Origin of the sequence: Streptococcus sp. HMSC067H01, assembly GCF_001814775.1 — a bacterium.
In the GTDB taxonomy this organism is placed as follows: domain Bacteria; phylum Bacillota; class Bacilli; order Lactobacillales; family Streptococcaceae; genus Streptococcus.
In genome coordinates this window covers 32,725-50,304 of record NZ_KV817784.1, presented here as the reverse complement: position 1 = coordinate 50,304, position 17,580 = coordinate 32,725, and the positions used below count along the sequence as shown (strand labels likewise).

Annotated in this window: 16 protein-coding genes and 1 pseudogene; 5 read left to right on the top strand and 12 right to left on the bottom strand. The window is 39.3% G+C overall.

The window, feature by feature from the left end; translation table 11 throughout:
* Positions 1–819: a Cof-type HAD-IIB family hydrolase gene (locus HMPREF2987_RS03880; RefSeq protein ID WP_075229419.1), complete on the bottom strand. Its 819-nt coding sequence runs from the start codon at positions 817–819 to the stop codon at positions 1–3.
* Positions 819–1,610, bottom strand: coding sequence for a Cof-type HAD-IIB family hydrolase (locus HMPREF2987_RS03875; RefSeq protein WP_180364496.1), 792 nt, complete (start codon positions 1,608–1,610; stop codon positions 819–821). The genes HMPREF2987_RS03880 and HMPREF2987_RS03875 overlap by 1 nt, the downstream gene beginning before the upstream one ends.
* 333 nt (positions 1,611–1,943) lie before the next feature.
* Here HMPREF2987_RS03875 and HMPREF2987_RS03870 point away from each other — a divergent pair, with 333 nt between their 5' ends.
* Positions 1,944–2,411, top strand: coding sequence for an 8-oxo-dGTP diphosphatase (locus HMPREF2987_RS03870; RefSeq protein ID WP_075229503.1), 468 nt, complete (start codon positions 1,944–1,946; stop codon positions 2,409–2,411).
* Positions 2,412–2,636: 225 nt separating this feature from the next.
* Here the strand turns inward: HMPREF2987_RS03870 and HMPREF2987_RS03865 are convergent.
* The 4 genes and pseudogenes from HMPREF2987_RS03865 to rnc form a co-directional block, all read right to left on the bottom strand.
* Positions 2,637–3,216, bottom strand: a pseudogene (locus HMPREF2987_RS03865) (HD family hydrolase).
* A gap of 172 nt (positions 3,217–3,388) precedes the next feature.
* Positions 3,389–4,048, bottom strand: a complete 660-nt coding sequence (locus HMPREF2987_RS03860) for a trimeric intracellular cation channel family protein (protein ID WP_075229418.1) — start codon at positions 4,046–4,048, stop codon at positions 3,389–3,391.
* An 88-nt stretch (positions 4,049–4,136) separates the two neighbouring features.
* Positions 4,137–7,676, bottom strand: a complete 3,540-nt coding sequence (smc, locus tag HMPREF2987_RS03855) for a chromosome segregation protein SMC (protein ID WP_075229417.1) — start codon at positions 7,674–7,676, stop codon at positions 4,137–4,139.
* On the bottom strand, positions 7,667–8,365 hold the full coding sequence (gene rnc / locus HMPREF2987_RS03850; RefSeq protein ID WP_075229416.1) for a ribonuclease III: 699 nt from the start codon (positions 8,363–8,365) through the stop codon (positions 7,667–7,669). Before rnc ends, smc begins: the two co-directional genes overlap by 10 nt.
* Before the next feature lie 153 nt (positions 8,366–8,518).
* Here rnc and HMPREF2987_RS03845 point away from each other — a divergent pair, with 153 nt between their 5' ends.
* The 3 genes from HMPREF2987_RS03845 to ffh are packed head-to-tail and all read left to right on the top strand — an operon-like array spanning position 8,519 to position 10,652.
* Positions 8,519–8,851 (top strand): putative DNA-binding protein, encoded by a 333-nt coding sequence (locus HMPREF2987_RS03845; protein ID WP_000402062.1) that lies wholly within the window; start codon positions 8,519–8,521, stop codon positions 8,849–8,851.
* A gap of 2 nt (positions 8,852–8,853) precedes the next feature.
* Positions 8,854–9,069 (top strand): hypothetical protein, encoded by a 216-nt coding sequence (locus tag HMPREF2987_RS03840; protein ID WP_049508835.1) that lies wholly within the window; start codon positions 8,854–8,856, stop codon positions 9,067–9,069.
* A 17-nt stretch (positions 9,070–9,086) separates the two neighbouring features.
* Entirely contained in the window at positions 9,087–10,652 is a 1,566-nt protein-coding gene (gene ffh, locus HMPREF2987_RS03835; RefSeq protein WP_075229415.1) for a signal recognition particle protein, read from the top strand.
* A gap of 183 nt (positions 10,653–10,835) precedes the next feature.
* Here the strand turns inward: ffh and HMPREF2987_RS03830 are convergent, their stop codons facing one another.
* The 6 genes from HMPREF2987_RS03830 to HMPREF2987_RS03805 all read right to left on the bottom strand — a co-directional run bounded on the left by HMPREF2987_RS03830 (position 10,836) and on the right by HMPREF2987_RS03805 (position 15,920).
* Positions 10,836–11,726: an RluA family pseudouridine synthase gene (locus HMPREF2987_RS03830; RefSeq protein ID WP_075229414.1), complete on the bottom strand. Its 891-nt coding sequence runs from the start codon at positions 11,724–11,726 to the stop codon at positions 10,836–10,838.
* Positions 11,716–12,177 (bottom strand): signal peptidase II, encoded by a 462-nt coding sequence (gene lspA, locus HMPREF2987_RS03825; protein ID WP_075229413.1) that lies wholly within the window; start codon positions 12,175–12,177, stop codon positions 11,716–11,718. The genes HMPREF2987_RS03830 and lspA overlap by 11 nt, the downstream gene beginning before the upstream one ends.
* Positions 12,174–13,082, bottom strand: coding sequence for a LysR family transcriptional regulator (locus HMPREF2987_RS03820; protein ID WP_075229412.1), 909 nt, complete (start codon positions 13,080–13,082; stop codon positions 12,174–12,176). Before HMPREF2987_RS03820 ends, lspA begins: the two co-directional genes overlap by 4 nt.
* Before the next feature lie 157 nt (positions 13,083–13,239).
* Positions 13,240–13,845, bottom strand: a complete 606-nt coding sequence (sodA, locus tag HMPREF2987_RS03815; RefSeq protein ID WP_075229411.1) for a superoxide dismutase SodA — start codon at positions 13,843–13,845, stop codon at positions 13,240–13,242.
* A gap of 69 nt (positions 13,846–13,914) precedes the next feature.
* The gene (gene holA / locus HMPREF2987_RS03810) at positions 13,915–14,952 is read right to left on the bottom strand and encodes a DNA polymerase III subunit delta (RefSeq protein ID WP_075229410.1); all 1,038 of its coding nucleotides are present in this window, start codon (positions 14,950–14,952) and stop codon (positions 13,915–13,917) included.
* Positions 14,953–14,984: 32 nt separating this feature from the next.
* Complete coding sequence (locus tag HMPREF2987_RS03805; RefSeq protein ID WP_075229409.1) at positions 14,985–15,920, bottom strand: dihydroorotate oxidase; 936 nt, start codon at positions 15,918–15,920, stop codon at positions 14,985–14,987.
* 228 nt (positions 15,921–16,148) lie between these two features.
* Between HMPREF2987_RS03805 and gdhA the strand changes: the two genes are divergently transcribed.
* Positions 16,149–17,495 carry an NADP-specific glutamate dehydrogenase gene (gene gdhA / locus HMPREF2987_RS03800; protein WP_075229408.1) on the top strand — a complete coding sequence of 449 codons (1,347 nt, stop codon included), beginning with the start codon at positions 16,149–16,151 and terminating at the stop codon, positions 17,493–17,495.
* The last annotated feature ends 85 nt before the right edge of the window (positions 17,496–17,580 follow it).

Here is a 17,580-nt window from a genome sequence, read left to right as displayed (position 1 = left end):
TTAGTTCTCCTTCAGTACATATTTTTCAATGGCCCAGGCAACAGCTTCCTCGTCATTGGTCATAGGGGTTACTACATTTGCAACTTCCTTGACCTCAGGCACAGCATTTTGCATAGCAACACCGAGTCCTGCCCATTCAATCATGGAAAGGTCATTGGCCTCATCTCCACAAGCCATCACTTGACTTTGGTCAATTCCTAGATAGTCGATCAATTTAGCTAATCCAGTAGCCTTATGAACGTTCTTTGGTGACCATTCCAAAAGCATGTCGCGAGATTTAAAAATTTCATAATTGTTAAACAAGTCTGGTGAAATATTAGCAATTGCGGCATCCAGTGGTTCTTGAGCAAAAGCGGTCACACATTTGTTGTAGGTCATTTGACTAGACAAATCTTCAAAGTCAATTGGAACAAAGTTTAAAACAGGGTTAAACTTGGCGTAAAGACTTTCTTGATCTGATTGGATTTGGTAAACTGTACCTTCTGAAATGGCATCTAAAGGAATGCCTAGTTTTTCAGTTTCCTCGTAAATACGTGTCACATCATCAATAGAGAATACTGTCTTATCGAGGATTTCACCTGTATTTTTCTGAACCAATCCTCCATTAAAAGTAATGGTATATTCATCCTCATGACCGTCTGTTCCGAGCTCTTTGAGGAAGAAATCCATAGCTTTGAGGGGACGCCCAGTTGTTAGTACCACTTTGACACCCTGATCACGCGCAGCCTTTAAAGTTGCCTTGGTACGATCCGTCAATTTCTTGTCTGTCGTCAGCAAGGTTCCATCTAAGTCCAAAGCAATTAATTTAATATCTGCCATTACAATTCCTCCATATAAGCGATAACTGATTGGTCCTTGTGGTGTCCAATAACAGTTTCAGCTAATTCTAAAATCTCTGGACGTGCATTTTCAGGTGCCACTGGGTGCCCAACCACTTGCATCATGTGAAGATCATTTAGATTATCACCAAAGGCCATCACTTGATCCATATCTAGATTCAATTTCTTAGCCAATTCAACAATAGCAACTCCCTTGTCAACATGGTCTAAAACGATGTCAATGGATTCAAAGCCTGTCGTCATAGCCTTGACTCCAGGAACATGTTCATTGACCCAAGCTTCTCCAGCGTCAACCGTTTCTTCAGTAAAGTTAGTTGTGAATTTGAAAATCTCATCGGTAATATCTTCTAGTCTGGCTACTTTTTTGATATTTTCATTGTAATGATGGCTAAACATAAGATAGATTTCATCTACTGTATCTAAGACATAGCAAGCCTTCTTACCGGTCAAGAGCATCTTTTTCTCATCAAAATATGGTGAAGTCTTTAGCTTTTCAAATGTTGATAGGTAAAAATCACGAGGCATGGTTGCTTCATAAAGGTCCTCTCCATGGAAACGAACGAGACTCCCATTTTCAGCAATGAAAATAATCTCATCTTTAACATCCGCAAAATGCTTTTCAAGTGACAAAAGCCCACGACCAGATGCAACAGCAAAGTAGATTCCTTTTTCTTGATAAGAATGGAGCAACTTTTTCAGACGCTCCATATCAAATTGACCGGCACCATCCAAAAAAGTACCGTCCATATCCGTTGCTACTAATTTAATCATAATATTCTTCATACTCCAATTAATAAATCTACCTTCTATTATACCATAGAAAAAGTAAAAAAAGACGTGCTGAATTGACACACCTTAGTATACTAAAAATCAATCCGTAGGGCCAATTTAAAGGCCAGGCTGATTTGCTTACCTTCTTTTATATCCAACCTCTCAACACTTTTCTTCCAAAGTTCTTGATTGAAGTCTATTCTGAGAGTTCATCAGCTATTGCGTAAAAATTATCAATCTTTGGCTGAGATACATTTGTCACAATCATAAAGAGCATATAGTTCTTGACATATAATCTTGCATATGAAAAAATACTTGTTGGAGGTTAATAATATGACTGAAAAAATCAAAAACTGGGTTAATATTTGCGTTTTGAAAAATCAAGAAATTTTATTACTTAATAGACAGCACGATAATTTTCCTGGTTGGATTCCACCGGGGGGAAAAGTTGAATTCCCTGAAAGTTTTTTTGAAGCCGCATTACGGGAACTTAAGGAAGAGACTGGACTCACTGCATTAAATCTTGAATTAAAAGGAATTTCAGGCTTTACTAATTCAATTGGTAATGAGAGATTTGTCTTCTATGACTTTTTATGTACTCAGTTTACTGGTGAACTAAGTATATCTGCTGAAGGAGAGCCAAAATGGTGGAATCTAAAAGATATTGATAAAATACCAATGCAAGATGAAATAAGAAAAAGGCTACCACTTTATTTAAGAAAAGGAAGCTTTGAAAGTATTAACTATTGGGATGATAATAAGAAATGCATTAGTGAAAACAAAACAATTTTATTTGACTAATATTCTCTACGGTATAATCAAGGGTATCTAATAAAAATCATCTACTCTAACAACTTTTTCCTTATATCTATAGATAGCTAAAAAGCCTTGGAAATAGCTTATTCCAAGGCTGTCTTTGTATTTTATTGTATCAATTTCCTTATTCCGATTTCAGTTGTGACAAGTTTAATCATATATATTTCCATTCTCCAGTTAAAATTCTATCTTCTATTAGGCTAACTGTTATTAAAAATATAAGCCCTTTTCCACACTTTCCTGAATCAAGTTTTCCGTCAGTTTCCATAATTCTTCCGATTCACTTTTTATGAACTTTTTCTTTTCTAATACCATGTCTGCACTGATATTATCAGGATTATAATTGAATTCTGACACTTCCAAGTGATTAATCAGCGGTACCAAGGCGTCGATCACTCTTGCATATCTTGCTTCAGCACTCTGCCCCTTTTTCAAATTCCAACCACGAATTTTTCATTTGTAAATATTTTTCTTCTGGAAGGAGGCTCATTGTTTTTTCTATAGATTCTAACTCTCTATCATGAGAATGAACCTTTTTTTCATCATCAAAAACCCAAGTATCTCCGGCATAAATCTCACCTAAATCATGAATCAATAACATAGGAATCACTTTTTCCATATTCAATTTTTCAGGATAATAATCTTGAAGAACCATCGCAGCTATGGCACCCTGCCAGGAATGCTCGGCACTATTTTCAAATCTGCCATCAAGAGTTCTATTAAATCTTGTTACTGACTTTAATTTCTCTATTTCTTTAATAAAATCAACTGAATGTTTCAAATTACTCATTGCTATTCCTACCTTATTCTAAATTACAAATATATTAGCAAAAATTAATCTTTACATCATTAATTTCCCGTATTTGCAAAAAAATAACGCCTAATCCACATGAGATTAGACGCTGATAAAATGACTATTTTAAACTTATTTACGGGTTTAGAATCAAACTTTCAGCCATTCATCAATTCAAGGTTCTCTTATCCATATTTGGCAAAGAGAGCTTGAACTTAATAATACAAAGTCGAATCACAAATCCAACAATCGAAAGAATAATAAATACACTGATTCTTGGAAAATGGAACACAAAGGTTAACCAATAATAAATAACTCCAATTACGAAAGATAGAAGGGCATAGATATCTTCTTTTAGGACACTTGGAACTTCGTTAATCAAAAGGTCTCGGATGATCCCCCCACCTGCTCCCGTTAAACAGGCCAAAATCCCTGCAGACATCAAGTTCAATTTACTATCAGCTAAGGCTGTAGCTCCGATTAGAGAGAAGATAATCAAGCCAATGGAGTCAAAGATGAGATAGGCTTCTCTAAGCCACTTGTAGAATTTTTTTTCTTGACTAGCATTGGCTTGTTTGGATGTCACAAAGGCATACATAATCACAGCCACTAGTATTGCAAGATAAATCGGGCTGGGATCAGCAAGAGAGGAAGGAAAACGACTGATAATAGAATCTCTCAAAATTCCACCGCCTACTGCCGTTACAATTGCCAATAAACTAATTCCAAAAATATCTAAACGTTTACCAAATCCTTTGATGGCTCCTGAAGCCGCGAAGGCTATAGTCCCAATATAATTACAGATCATTAGGAATAGGTCAAAATCCATATAAGCTCCTCAATTTATTTTTGTAACCCTCCGACTTCTTGAAGGTCATTCTAAAGACTTTAGCTTGAAATGTTGTATCGAAAACAAACTAAGCATCCATATTCTCTAAATCTTTTAGTTTAACAGAAACAATCTTAGAGACACCAGATTCTTGCATGGTCACCCCATAGATAGAGTCTGCGGCAGCCATGGTTCCCTTACGGTGGGTAACAACGATAAACTGGCTATCCTTGTCAAATCGGTTAAGATAATCCCCAAAGCGTTTAACGTTAGCTTCATCGAGTGCAGCCTCTACTTCATCCAAAATAACAAATGGAATGGTCTTGACACGAATGATTGAGAAGAGCAATGCAAGAGCTGACAAGGCCTTCTCTCCACCACTCATGAGGTTGAGAGATTGGATTTTCTTACCTGGCGGTTGAACAGAGATTTCAACACCTGCTGTCAATAAATCTCCCTCGGTCAGGATTAGGTCCGCTTGACCACCACCAAACATCTGCTTGAAGGTCACTTTGAAGGATTCACGAATCGCTTCAAAGGTTGATTTAAAGCGTTCCTTTACTTCATCATTCATTTCTGTAATGGTTTCAAGAAGAAGATTTTTAGCTGAAAGAATGTCATCACGCTGACTATTTAAGAATTCCAAGCGTTCGTGAACTTCGTCAAACTGTTCAATGGCATCCAGATTGACTGGACCAAGTGAACGGATGGATTTTTCTAAATCCTTGACCTCTTGTTCAGCGACAGCCAAATCTTCTAAGGTATTGGCTTGTTCTAAAGCTTCCGTATAGCTAATCTGATATTCTTCAGTCAGTTGACCTTGAAGATAACGAAGGCGGTCCGTAATTTTTTCTTTGGTTGCTTCCGCTCGTGTATGCTTACGAATCCATTCTTCATTTTGCTGACGAGCTTGTTCTAAATGACTTGCAATATCATCCAACTGTCCTTCAATATCATCCAGTTCAAACTGCTTGCGAATGAGCCCTTGTTGAATTTCTTCCTTCTGACTCTTGGCTTCTGCTTCCTGCTTGGTCAAAAGTTCTGTATCAACTTTTTCAAGATTGTCTACCTTTTCTTGGAGAAGACGTTCGATTTCATCTTGCTCGATATTGAGGTTCTCAAGTTCTTTGTTAATCCGTTCAATATCTGCAACTTCGTAACGTTTTTGTCCTATCATTTCTGTTTTGAGCAGACGTTCTTGGGAAAGTTTATCCTGCAAGTTTTGGTAACGTTCCTGAATAGCATTTTTATTAGACTTGATTTCTTCAATTTCTGATTCAAGCTTTTGCTTTTCAGTTGCAATGAGCGAAAGACGTTCTTGGCATTTTTCTTTTTCAGCTTGCCAATCTCCACCTCTGAGATTGTTTAATTCTTTTTCCTGAAGTTCTAGAAGTGTTTCGAGTTCTTCGACTTGCTGGCAAGTTTGTTGATAAGCAAGATATAAGCCCTGCTCCTCTATACGAGCTTGCTCTCCTTGAGACTTAATAGTTTCCAAAGTCTGAGTGAGGGTAGCTAAGTTTTCTTGAACTGTTTTCAGTTTTTCTTCTTCCTGACTAAGAAGCTTTTCTTCTTGAGCAATCTCTTTTTGCAACTGTTCTAATTCAGGCTTGATAAAAATGCTGTTATTTTGACGATTGGCACCACCAGCATAAGAACCACCTGTTCGCAATTCTGTACCATCTAGCGTTACCATTCGAACCTGATAGCGCACCTTACGAGCTGCATCACGCGCATGCTCAACCGTATCAAAGATTGCTGTTGTAGCTAGCAAGTTTTTAAAAATAGCTTCATGCTGGGCATCAAAGGTAACCAGTTCATCTGCCATACCAAGAAAACCAGGACTTGAGGCAATCACATCTTGATTCTGACCTGAAATGCTACGAGCCTTAATAGTTGTCAAAGGCAGGAAAGTCGCACGACCAGTTCGATTTCGTTTAAGGAAGTCGATAGCCTTAGTCGCTGCCTGTTCATCTTCAACGATGATATGTTGGCTACTTGCACCAAGGGCAATTTCAAGTGCTGTCTGATAACGAACAGCAAAGGTTAAATGTTCACTAACAGCTCCAACAATACCTCCTAGGCGATTTTTCTCTTGTAAGACACTCTTAACACCTGCATAGAAATTACTATGGTTTTTAAGAATGTTTTCCAAACTTTGCGCCTTGGCCTGCTTGTTTTTCAGACTATCCAAGCGGTCAAAAAGTTGATTTTGCTGACTTTGATAAGCCTGCTTTTGTTCTTCTTCCTGTTTAGCATGCGTCTGATAGTCAGCAAGTAAGGTCTGTACTTTTTCTTTTGCTGATTTTAGATCAGCCTCTTGTTCACTTGCCTTAGACTTAGCAGAAGCTAATTGTTCCTTCAAGGACTCCAATTGTTCTTCTTGCTTTTGAGTCTGTTGGCGACTATTTTCAAGGTCATTTTCAATACGTGTCAGCTGGTTAGACACATCAGCTTCTTCTTGTAAAAGGGCAACGAAACGTTCACGCAATTGCTCAATCATTTGGTCTGGATCATCAGAAAAAGCTAACAACTCAGCTTCTAAACGATTGAGCTCCTTGGTATTGACTGCTAGATTTTCTTCTAACTGACTGAGATTTATTTCTTTTTCTTCCTTCTCTTGAATGAGAACATTTCTCTTTTCGTCCAAACTAGCCAAACGAGCCTGTGCCTCTTGTTGATTGAGAGCAACCTGCTCAGTCTCCAGTTTAGACAAGGCCAACTTACGTTCCAAATCACTGATTAAAGCAGTCAAATCCATCAAGCTTGACTGGTCTTTTGCCATCTCAGCCTGCAAATCATGACGTTTCTTTTTGAGACTTTGGTTCTCTTCTTCTAAGTCTTGACGTTTTTGATAATAACTAGTCAACAGTTCTTGGACTTGGTTTAATTCTTCTTCTGTCACATCCAATTCAGTCTTATTGGCTTGAATTTGTGCAACTAAAACATCTAAGTAGATGGCTTTACGCTGACCGTCCAAGTTCATAAATTTACGAGCTGTTGCTGCTTGCTTTTCTAATGGTTTGATTTGATTATCTAACTCATAAATGATATCTTCCAAGCGGTCTAGATTGTCTTGAGTTTGTTGCAGTTTACTTTCCGTCTCTTTGCGACGAGTTTTATATTTTAAAACTCCGGCCGCTTCTTCAAAAATAGCGCGGCGTTCCTCAGGTTTGGAGTTAAAGATTTCTTCGACCTTCCCTTGGGAAATAATAGAGAAGGAATCGCGCCCAAGTCCAGTATCCAAGAAAAGGTCATGAATATCACGAAGACGAACTTTTTTACCGTCAATCTTGTATTCACTGTCTCCAGTACGATAGATGTGACGCTCCACCTTGATTTCCTGGCCTGCATCCTTGATAAAGCCATCTTGGTTATCCAAAGTAACAATAACAGAAGCGTAGTTTAGAGGCTTCCGACTTTCTGTTCCTGCAAAGATGACATCAGGCATCTTCCCGCCACGAAGACTCTTTACACTAGATTCACCAAGTGCCCAACGGAGGCTTTCAGTGATATTTGATTTCCCAGAGCCATTTGGTCCTACAACCGCCGTCACCCCTTGGTCAAAAAGAACTTTGGTCTTATCAGCAAAGGACTTAAAGCCTTGGATTTCAATTTCTTTTAAATACATGAATCCAGTCCTTCCTCAACTGCATTTTTTGCGGCTTCCTGCTCTGCTAATTTTTTGGAGCGTCCTTGACCAGAACCTAAACTTTGCCCCTCAACAAGGACTTCAACCTCAAACATCTTATCGTGGGCGGGTCCAATTTCTGAAATTACCTGATAACGAATATCGACATCACCATTGACTTGAAGTAATTCTTGGAGGTGAGTCTTGTAGTCTTTAATCATCTCAAAATCGCCAGCTTCAACCTTCGGTATCATGACCTGGTAGATAAACTCTTTTACCGTAAGTAGATCCTTATCTAAAAGCAGAGCACCCAAAAAGGCTTCAAAGGCGTCGCCCAAGATCGTGTCTCGGTTACGACCCCCAGACTTTTCCTCCCCCTTGCCAAGCTTGATAAACTGGTCAAACTGACAATCACGGGCAAAACCAGCCAAACTCTCCTCACGGACAATCATAGCACGGAGTTTTGACAAGTCCCCTTCTGGTTTTTTAGGGTATTTTTTAAACAGATATTCTGAAATTAATAATTGCAGAACAGCGTCTCCTAAAAATTCCAAGCGTTCGTTGTGTGAAATTTTTAAGAGGCGGTGCTCATTGGCGTAACTAGTGTGGGTAAAAGCTGTTTCAAGTAAGCTTTTATCTGTAAAAACAAGCTCAAAACGGGCTTGTAACACTGATTCTAATTCTTTCATGACTACCTCTTTCTAAATCATTATAATCCTATCCATTATATCAAAAAAAGGCTTCATAGTCAGAAAAGAACAGTGAAAAGCTCATTTTCTAACTTCTAGCTAAAATCAGCCCCTAGCTAGCGAATTGGGCTTTTTTTTGGTATAATAAATCTTATGGAAATTGAAAAAACCAATCGAATGAATGCTCTGTTTGAATTTTATGCAGCTCTTTTAACTGATAAACAGATGAACTATATCGAACTCTACTATGCAGACGACTATAGTTTAGCTGAAATCGCTGAAGAATTCGGTGTCAGTCGCCAGGCCGTTTATGATAATATCAAACGAACTGAAAAGATTCTGGAAGACTATGAGATGAAGCTCCATATGTACTCTGACTACATTGTCCGCAGTCAGATTTTTGATCAGATCTTAGAGCGTTATCCAGAGGATGCTTTTCTACAAGAGCAAATTGAGATTTTGACCAGTATTGATAATAGGGAGTAATCATGGAAAATCTTGTTGTCTATAAAGGAATACCTTGCAAACTATTAGCTGCAGAGGAACCATTTCCTACAAGACTACAAATTCTCTCACCTGATTCTATTCCTCAAGCCCTTAAAGAAGGATTTAGCTGTTGGGGATATCCAAATGAAATCATGAAAGAAGTCACAACCGAAGAACTAGAGAGTTTGCAACATTTCGGACGATTTCCACTGAATTGAAAAAATAGGAGAAAATAATGGCATTTGAAAATTTAACAGAACGTTTGCAGAACGTCTTTAAAAACCTACGTAAAAAAGGAAAAATTACAGAGAGCGATATCCAAGAAGCAACCAAGGAAATTCGTCTAGCTCTTTTAGAAGCCGATGTTGCTCTGCCAGTTGTCAAGGATTTTATCAAGAAGGTTCGTGAACGTGCCGTCGGACATGAAGTGATTGATACCCTCAATCCAGCCCAACAAATCATCAAGATTGTCAATGAAGAATTGACAGAAGTCCTTGGTTCGGACACAGCTGAGATTATCAAGTCACCAAAAATCCCAACTATTATCATGATGGTCGGTTTGCAGGGGGCTGGTAAAACAACTTTTGCAGGTAAACTTGCTAACAAACTTAAAAAGGAAGAGGATGCTCGTCCTTTGATGATTGCGGCCGATATCTATCGTCCTGCTGCTATCGACCAATTGAAAACACTGGGACAACAAATTGATGTACCTGTCTTTGCTCTTGGTACTGAAGTTCCTGCAGTTGAGATTGTTCGCCAAGGTTTGGAGCAAGCTAAAGCTAACCATAACGACTATGTTTTGATCGATACGGCAGGTCGTTTGCAAATTGACGAACTTCTCATGAATGAGCTACGTGATGTAAAAGCACTTGCTCAACCAAATGAGATTCTCTTGGTCATCGATGCCATGATCGGTCAGGAAGCTGCAAACGTTGCGCGTGAATTTAACGCTCAACTAGAAGTCACTGGCGTTATCCTGACAAAGATTGATGGTGATACTCGTGGTGGTGCGGCCCTTTCTGTTCGTCACATCACTGGAAAACCAATCAAGTTCACTGGTACTGGTGAAAAAATTACCGACATTGAAACCTTCCACCCAGACCGCATGGCCAGCCGTATTCTCGGTATGGGGGATATGCTGACTCTGATTGAGAAAGCTTCCCAAGAGTATGATGAGCAAAAAGCCCTTGAAATGGCTGAAAAAATGCGGGAAAACACCTTTGATTTCAACGATTTCATCGACCAGTTGGATCAGGTGCAAAATATGGGGCCAATGGAAGATTTGCTCAAGATGATTCCAGGTATGGCCAACAATCCTGCCCTTCAAAATATGAAGGTGGATGAAAAACAAATCGCTCGCAAACGTGCCATCGTCTCATCTATGACTCCAGAAGAACGTGAAAATCCAGATTTGTTGACTCCAAGCCGTCGTCGTCGTATTGCAGCTGGTTCTGGTAATACCTTTATCGATGTCAACAAGTTCATCAAAGACTTTAACCAAGCTAAACAACTCATGCAAGGTGTCATGTCTGGTGACATGAACAAGATGATGAAACAGATGGGCATCAACCCTAACAACCTTCCTAAAAATATGCCTGGGGGTATGGATATGTCTGCCCTTGAAGGTATGATGGGACAAGGTGGTATGCCTGACCTTTCAGCTCTTGGTGGAGCAGGAATGCCTGATATGAGCCAGATGTTTGGTGGAGGTCTCAAGGGTAAAATCGGTGAATTTGCTATGAAGCAATCCATGAAACGCATGGCCAATAAAATGAAAAAAGCTAAGAAAAAACGCAAATAAAAAGGAGAGTGGGACAGAAATCGGTAATTCGTTAGAATTCGATTTCGTCGTCCCACCTCCGCACAGTTGAGTAGGGCTGTAAAAGCTGATGAAATCAGCGTAGAAGAGCCCACTCAACCACTGCGTCTTGATCGACAATCCAAAGATAATTGAGAGGCTGGGACAAAAGTCCTAGCCTCTTTTTTAGTTATTTCGAAGTTTTTCCAAAGTCTCTTTAAAGATATCTGGAATATCAGCAGTAAATTCCATAGTTTCACCTGTTCTTGGATGGGTAAATCCAAGCGTCTTGGCATGGAGAAATTGCCCATGTCCTTTCAAGGTTTTACGAGGGCCATATACCTCATCACCAGCGACTGGATGACCGATATAAGCCATGTGTACACGGATTTGGTGAGTTCGTCCTGTTTCCAGTTGCAATTCCAGCAATGTATAATCACCAAAACGTTCTAAGACTTGAAAACGGGTCACTGCTGGTTTGCCTTTAGCAGTCACAGCTTGTTTCTTACGGTCTTTTTCGCTACGACCAATCGGTGCCTCAATGACTCCACGGTCGTTGGGAAGATTCCCATGAACGATGGCCCAATATTTCCGAAGAGACTTTTTGTCCTTCAATTCTTGAGCTAGTGCTAAATGGGCTTCATCGTTTTTAGCAATCATCAAGAGTCCAGATGTATCTTTATCAATACGATGGACAATCCCTGGACGCAGCACACCATTGATTCCTGATAAGTCTTTGATATGATACATAAGGGCATTCACCAAGGTACCACTGGTATGGCCAGCGCTTGGATGAACAACCATCCCTTGAGGTTTATTGACTACTGCTACATCCTCATCCTGATAAATGATTTCTAAAGGAATATCTTCAGCTACATACTCTAAAACCTCTGGTTCGGGAACTTGATAGGTGATGACATCCCCCTCTTGGACCGTATACTTGGCTTTTTTGACCTGACCATTGACCAAGACTTGGCCTGATTTGATTTGTTCATTGGCGAGACTTCGCGACAGTTCTGTCAAATCTGACAAAGCCTTATCTAAGCGTAGTCCACCTGTTTCAATTTTAATTTCCATTCATTTCCTCTTTTAGCATTGCAAGTAATAATACAATCACTCCGACCGTCAGATAGCTATCAGCTACATTGAAAATCGCGAAATTGATAAAGTCTAGGTGGAACATATCCACGACAAATCCTTGACTGATGCGATCGATAAAGTTACCCAAACCACCTGCTATAATCAACATTAAACCAAATACCGTCCAGAGGGAATCCTCTATATGCTTATGCAAATACCAGATAGCTCCTGCCATAACTACAAGAGTTATTACTGCAAAAAACCACTGTTGATCTTGAAGAATGGAGAAGGCTGCCCCCCTATTTTGCAGATAGGTCAAACTGACCAGATTTGGGATCCATGATTTAATTTCACCAAGAGCAATATTCTGAACGACATAAGACTTTACCAATTGATCTAACACAATTAAGATTGCTATGACTCCTGCTACTATTCCTCTTTTTTTCATGACTTCCTCTTCTGACTAAAATACTCTTGCATGACCTCTACAAATAAAGTTCCTGCTTGGCTCAATTCTACTTCTTCACGTTTCACATAAACCATGCGATTATTGAGATTATCATTTAGTGGAATAACGGTGATCCCGTTAACGCTATCTCTATCTAAGAATCCAGAACCAGTCGCATAAGCATTAGTTCTTTCAAGAATCCCATTTAAGGTAGCGCGGTCAGTTACATTAAACATTTGAGAGCTAGCACTTGTATCTACAAAGTTCTCTGAGTAATAAAGATACTCATCCTTTTCTTGCGTGAATCGAACTGTTGGTAAATCTGCCAAATCCTCCATAACCAACTCTTTTTTCTTGGCTAAAGGATGTCCTTCACGCAGATAGATATGCGTCTGGAAAGGAATCAACTCAATCACTTCAAGGCCTAACTTTTCAACCCGTTGCATGATTCCCTTTTGGTTTTGATTATTGAGGTAGATAATTCCAATTTCACTATGTCCTTGGGCTACTTCATCCAAAATCTGAACAGTTGTAGATTCAAAAATACGGAAATTCTTATAGTCTGGATACTGATTTGCAAAAGCCGTAATAGTCGGTGGTAAAAAGTCATAATGCTGGCTTGCTATTGAAAACTCATCTTTCTCCTCTTCAGGATTGGCATACTGATTTTGGAAAACATCAAATCCTTTAACCAACTCTTGTGCCTTTTCATAAAATTCCATCCCTCGACGTGTCAGGAAAGTTCCTGAACTGGTTCTACGGAAAATCTTAAAGCCAAGCTCCTTTTCCAAGTCTCTGACAGAGATAGATAGGCTGGGTTGACTAACATACATCTTCTCAGCTGCTTCACGAAAAGTACCACTATTAGCAATAGCTACAACATAGCGTAATTGTTGAATATTCATGATTTCTCCTTCGTTTTCTATCTTATCATTATACCATAAATAAAGCCTATCCAACAAAGGAAAATCATGAGACATTTACTTCTAAAAAAGGCAAACAAAAAAACACCTTTAAAGCTAGACCCAAGATCCAACTAAAAAGGGGTGTTATCAAATGCGATTATTTAGCTGCTGCGTAAAGCTCGTCTACTTTATTCCAGTTAATAACTGAGAAGAAAGCTTTGATGTAGTCAGGACGAACGTTACGGTATTTCACATAATATGCATGTTCCCAAACGTCCAAGCCCAAGATTGGTTTTTTACCTTCTGAGATTGGTGTGTCTTGGTTTGCTGTTGAAGTTACTTCAAGCTTACCTTCTTTGTTAACAACCAACCAAGCCCATCCAGAACCAAAACGAGTTGTTGCTGCTGCAGTGAAGGCTGCTTGGAATTCTTCGAATGAACCGAAAGTTTCATCGATTGCTGCTGCAAGTTCTGCTGAAGGAGCTGTTTTTTCAGGAGTCATCAATTCCCAGAAAAGAGCGTGGTTCAAGTGTCCACCACCATTGTTGATAAGCGCTTGACGGATATCAGCTGGGATAGAATCTACATCTGCAAGCAAAGCTTCAAGGTCTTCACCGATTTCAGGGTGTTTTTCAAGAGCTGCATTAGCGTTATTTACATATGCTTGGTGGTGTTTGTCATGGTGCAAATGCATTGTTTCAGCATCGATGTATGGTTCCAAAGCGTCGTATGCGTATGGAAGATCTGGTAAGATAATAGCCATCTGTAATACCTCTTTTTCTTTCTATATAAAAATGATAACGTAAACATCTCGTTTTTTCAAGTTATTTGCTCAATTTGACTGACTTGCAATCTGTAATAAGGCCTTCTCAAACAGGTAGCTTTTTTCATAAACTCCTGTCTTAATTTGATAGTCTGTTTGGATCAGGTAACGAATAGAATCTTGCAAGAAATTCAAGGATAAGCCTCGCATATCTCGAAGGGCAAACTTGATTTGGTAAGGATTGGGATTACGACCAAGATAATGCCCTAAACTGCTAACCATCTGGGACTCCGTCTGACCTGACTCTGCCAAAATCTTGACTTGTGTATAGAGTCTAAACTGCCCCAGCATAATGGCAATCAGTTTGATCTCGTCTTCACCCTGCAAGGTCAAATCTTTTACCAAATCTCGCGCCTGATCAATCTTTTTAGCGAGAATAAGCTGAGTTAAGTCAAAGATATTATCCTGCAAGGTTTTAGGGATAGCTTGAATAATATCCTCTTCAGTGATGTTACTGTCAGCCTTGTATGACTGCAAAAAGAGGAGATTTTTCTGAATTTCACTGAATTGAAAACCTGATTTGATAAGTAACTGTTCAAAGGATTTTCCATCAAAAGTTAGTCCTTGTTCTTGAGCCCACTTTTGAAAATAAGCACGTATCTCTTGCTCTTTTGGTTCAAGAGCTTCAAAAATCTTGGCATCCCTCTTGAGTAATTTGACCAAACGTCTCTTGCTATCTAACTTGCCTTCAGCAAAGATTACTAATTTACTTGATGCTACAGGATTTTCCAGATAGTCTTCAAAGACCTTGAGCTCACCATCAGTTAGATAGCGTTTTTTAGCAGTTGTAATATCCAAAAAGTGATCTAGGATCACAATTTTTTCATCCGCAAAGAAAGGAAGACTGACCAACTCTAGCTCCAAGCTTTTGTAGTCTACTTCTTTCATATCAAAATAAGCAAAATTCAAATCTGCAGGATCGTATCCGATTTGCTTTAGAACTTGTGCTTTCATGATGTCGTACTGTCCTTGATCAGCCCCTGTAAACAGGGTCAAACTAGGAAGGTTCGCTAAGGATAGCTTTCGACTTTCTTCTATGGCTAGCATTTATTCTCCTTTCTTTTTAATTTAGTTTCTTTTTAATCCATATAATTCAATTTTCCGCGGAAATCCTCTAGGCTTTGGTATCCTTTTTCCGACATAATTTCTTTGAGTTCCCTTGTAATACGCTCAAAAGCACCTACACCTTCTTTATGAAGAGTAGTACCTACTTGTACCATGCTAGCACCACATAGGATATGTTCAAAGGCATCACGACCCGTTAATACTCCACCAGTTCCGATGATTTGAATTTGAGGATTTAAGCGTTGATAAAAGGCATGGACATTGGCAAGGGCAGTTGGTTTAATGTATTCTCCACCAATTCCACCAAAGCCGTTCTTAGGACGAATCACGACAGACTCGTCTTCTATATAAAGACCATTTCCAATAGAGTTGACACAATTGACAAACTTGAGTGGGTATTTGTTGAAAATTTCTGCTGCCTGGTCGAAGTGAACAATATCAAAATAAGGTGGAAGCTTAATTCCAAGAGGTTTTGTGAAATACTCAAAGACTTCTGACAGGATACGATCGGTTGTTTCAAAATCATAGGCAATCTGAGGTTTACCTGGAACATTTGGGCATGAAAGATTAAGCTCAGTCAGACCACGGAAATCACTTTCTTGAACCTTTTTCAAGATGGTATGAGTTTCCTCTGGAGACATTCCCACTAAAGAGAGAAAGAAAGTACGGTTAGGTTCATTTTCCTGTAATTCTAGAAGATAATCAAGGTAATAATCTAAACCATTATTTGGGAGCCCCATTGAGTTTATAGAACCAAGTGGAACATCTTGATAGCGTGGTTCAGGATTCCCCTGACGAAACTCCAAGGTTGCTGTCTTGGTGACAAAGGTTCCTGCTGCTGAGTTTTTAACTCCTTCCAACTCCTCTATGGTCATGCAAGCCACACCAGCCGCATTCATCAAGCAATTGTCAAACTCAAAACCAGCAATCTGCGTTTTAGTTGATACCATGATTCTGATCCTCCAGATTCCTTTTCTTTCTATTATTATACCATACTTTATTTTTTTCTATTTAATAAAGTAATAATTCTGATAAATGTTCGTTTTTTGCTAGGTTTAAGTATACATACTAAAAAATTGAATGAATCTTTTGACAATTCAACGTTTTTTTCTTTACACTGGAAAAAAATTCTGCTATAATGTCTCACGTAATAAAATATGACAATAAAGGAGAATGACATGACAACTGCTAAAGAATATATCCAAAGCGTTTTTGAAACTGTAAAAGCTCGTAATGGGCACGAGGCTGAATTTCTCCAGGCGGTTGAAGAATTCTTCAGTACCTTGGAACCTGTATTTGAAAAACATCCTGAATATATCGAAGAAAATATCCTAGCTCGTATCACTGAGCCTGAGCGTGTGATTTCTTTCCGTGTTCCTTGGGTTGACCGTCATGGAAAAGTTCAAGTTAACCGTGGTTACCGTGTTCAATTTAACTCAGCTGTTGGACCATATAAAGGGGGACTTCGTTTCCACCCAACTGTAAACCAAGGGATTTTGAAATTCCTCGGATTTGAACAAATCTTTAAAAACGTTTTGACTGGACTTCCAATCGGTGGTGGTAAAGGTGGATCAGACTTCGATCCTAAAGGCAAAACTGATGCTGAAGTGATGCGCTTCTGCCAAAGCTTCATGACTGAATTGCAAAAATACATCGGACCATCTCTTGACGTACCTGCTGGTGATATCGGTGTTGGTGGACGTGAAATTGGTTACCTTTACGGACAATACAAACGCCTTAACCAATTTGATGCTGGTGTCTTGACTGGTAAACCTCTTGGATTTGGTGGTAGCTTGATTCGCCCAGAAGCAACTGGTTATGGATTGGTTTACTACACTGAAGAAATGCTTAAAGCAAACGGCAATAGCTTTGCTGGTAAGAAAGTTGTCATCTCTGGTTCTGGTAACGTAGCTCAATTTGCCCTTCAAAAAGCAACTGAACTTGGTGCAACTGTTATCTCTGTATCTGACTCAAACGGTTACGTTATCGATGAAAATGGTATCGACTTCGACCTATTGGCAGATGTGAAGAATAAACGCCGTGCTCGTTTGACTGAGTACGCTGCAGAAAAACCAACTGCTACCTACTACGAAGGTTCTGTATGGACTTACGCTGGTAACTATGATATTGCCCTTCCATGTGCAACTCAAAATGAAATCAACGGTGAAGCTGCGAAACGCTTGGTTGCTCAAGGCGTTATCTGTGTATCTGAAGGTGCCAACATGCCTAGTGACCTTGATGCTATCAAAGTCTACAAAGAAAATGGCCTTCTTTATGGACCTGCTAAAGCTGCCAATGCTGGTGGTGTAGCTGTATCTGCCCTTGAAATGAGCCAAAACAGCCTTCGCCTTTCATGGACACGTGAAGAAGTTGACGGTCGTTTGAAAGATATCATGACTAACATCTTCAACACAGCTAAAACAACTGCAGAAACTTACGGTCTTGGAATTGACTACCTTGCAGGTGCAAATATCGCAGCCTTTGAAAATGTAGCAAACGCTATGATCGCTCAAGGGATTGTTTAATTTCTATTAACTATATAACTCCTCACAATTCGTGGGGAGTTTTTCTAATGCAAAAAGAGAGTGGGACAGAAATCGGTAATTCGTT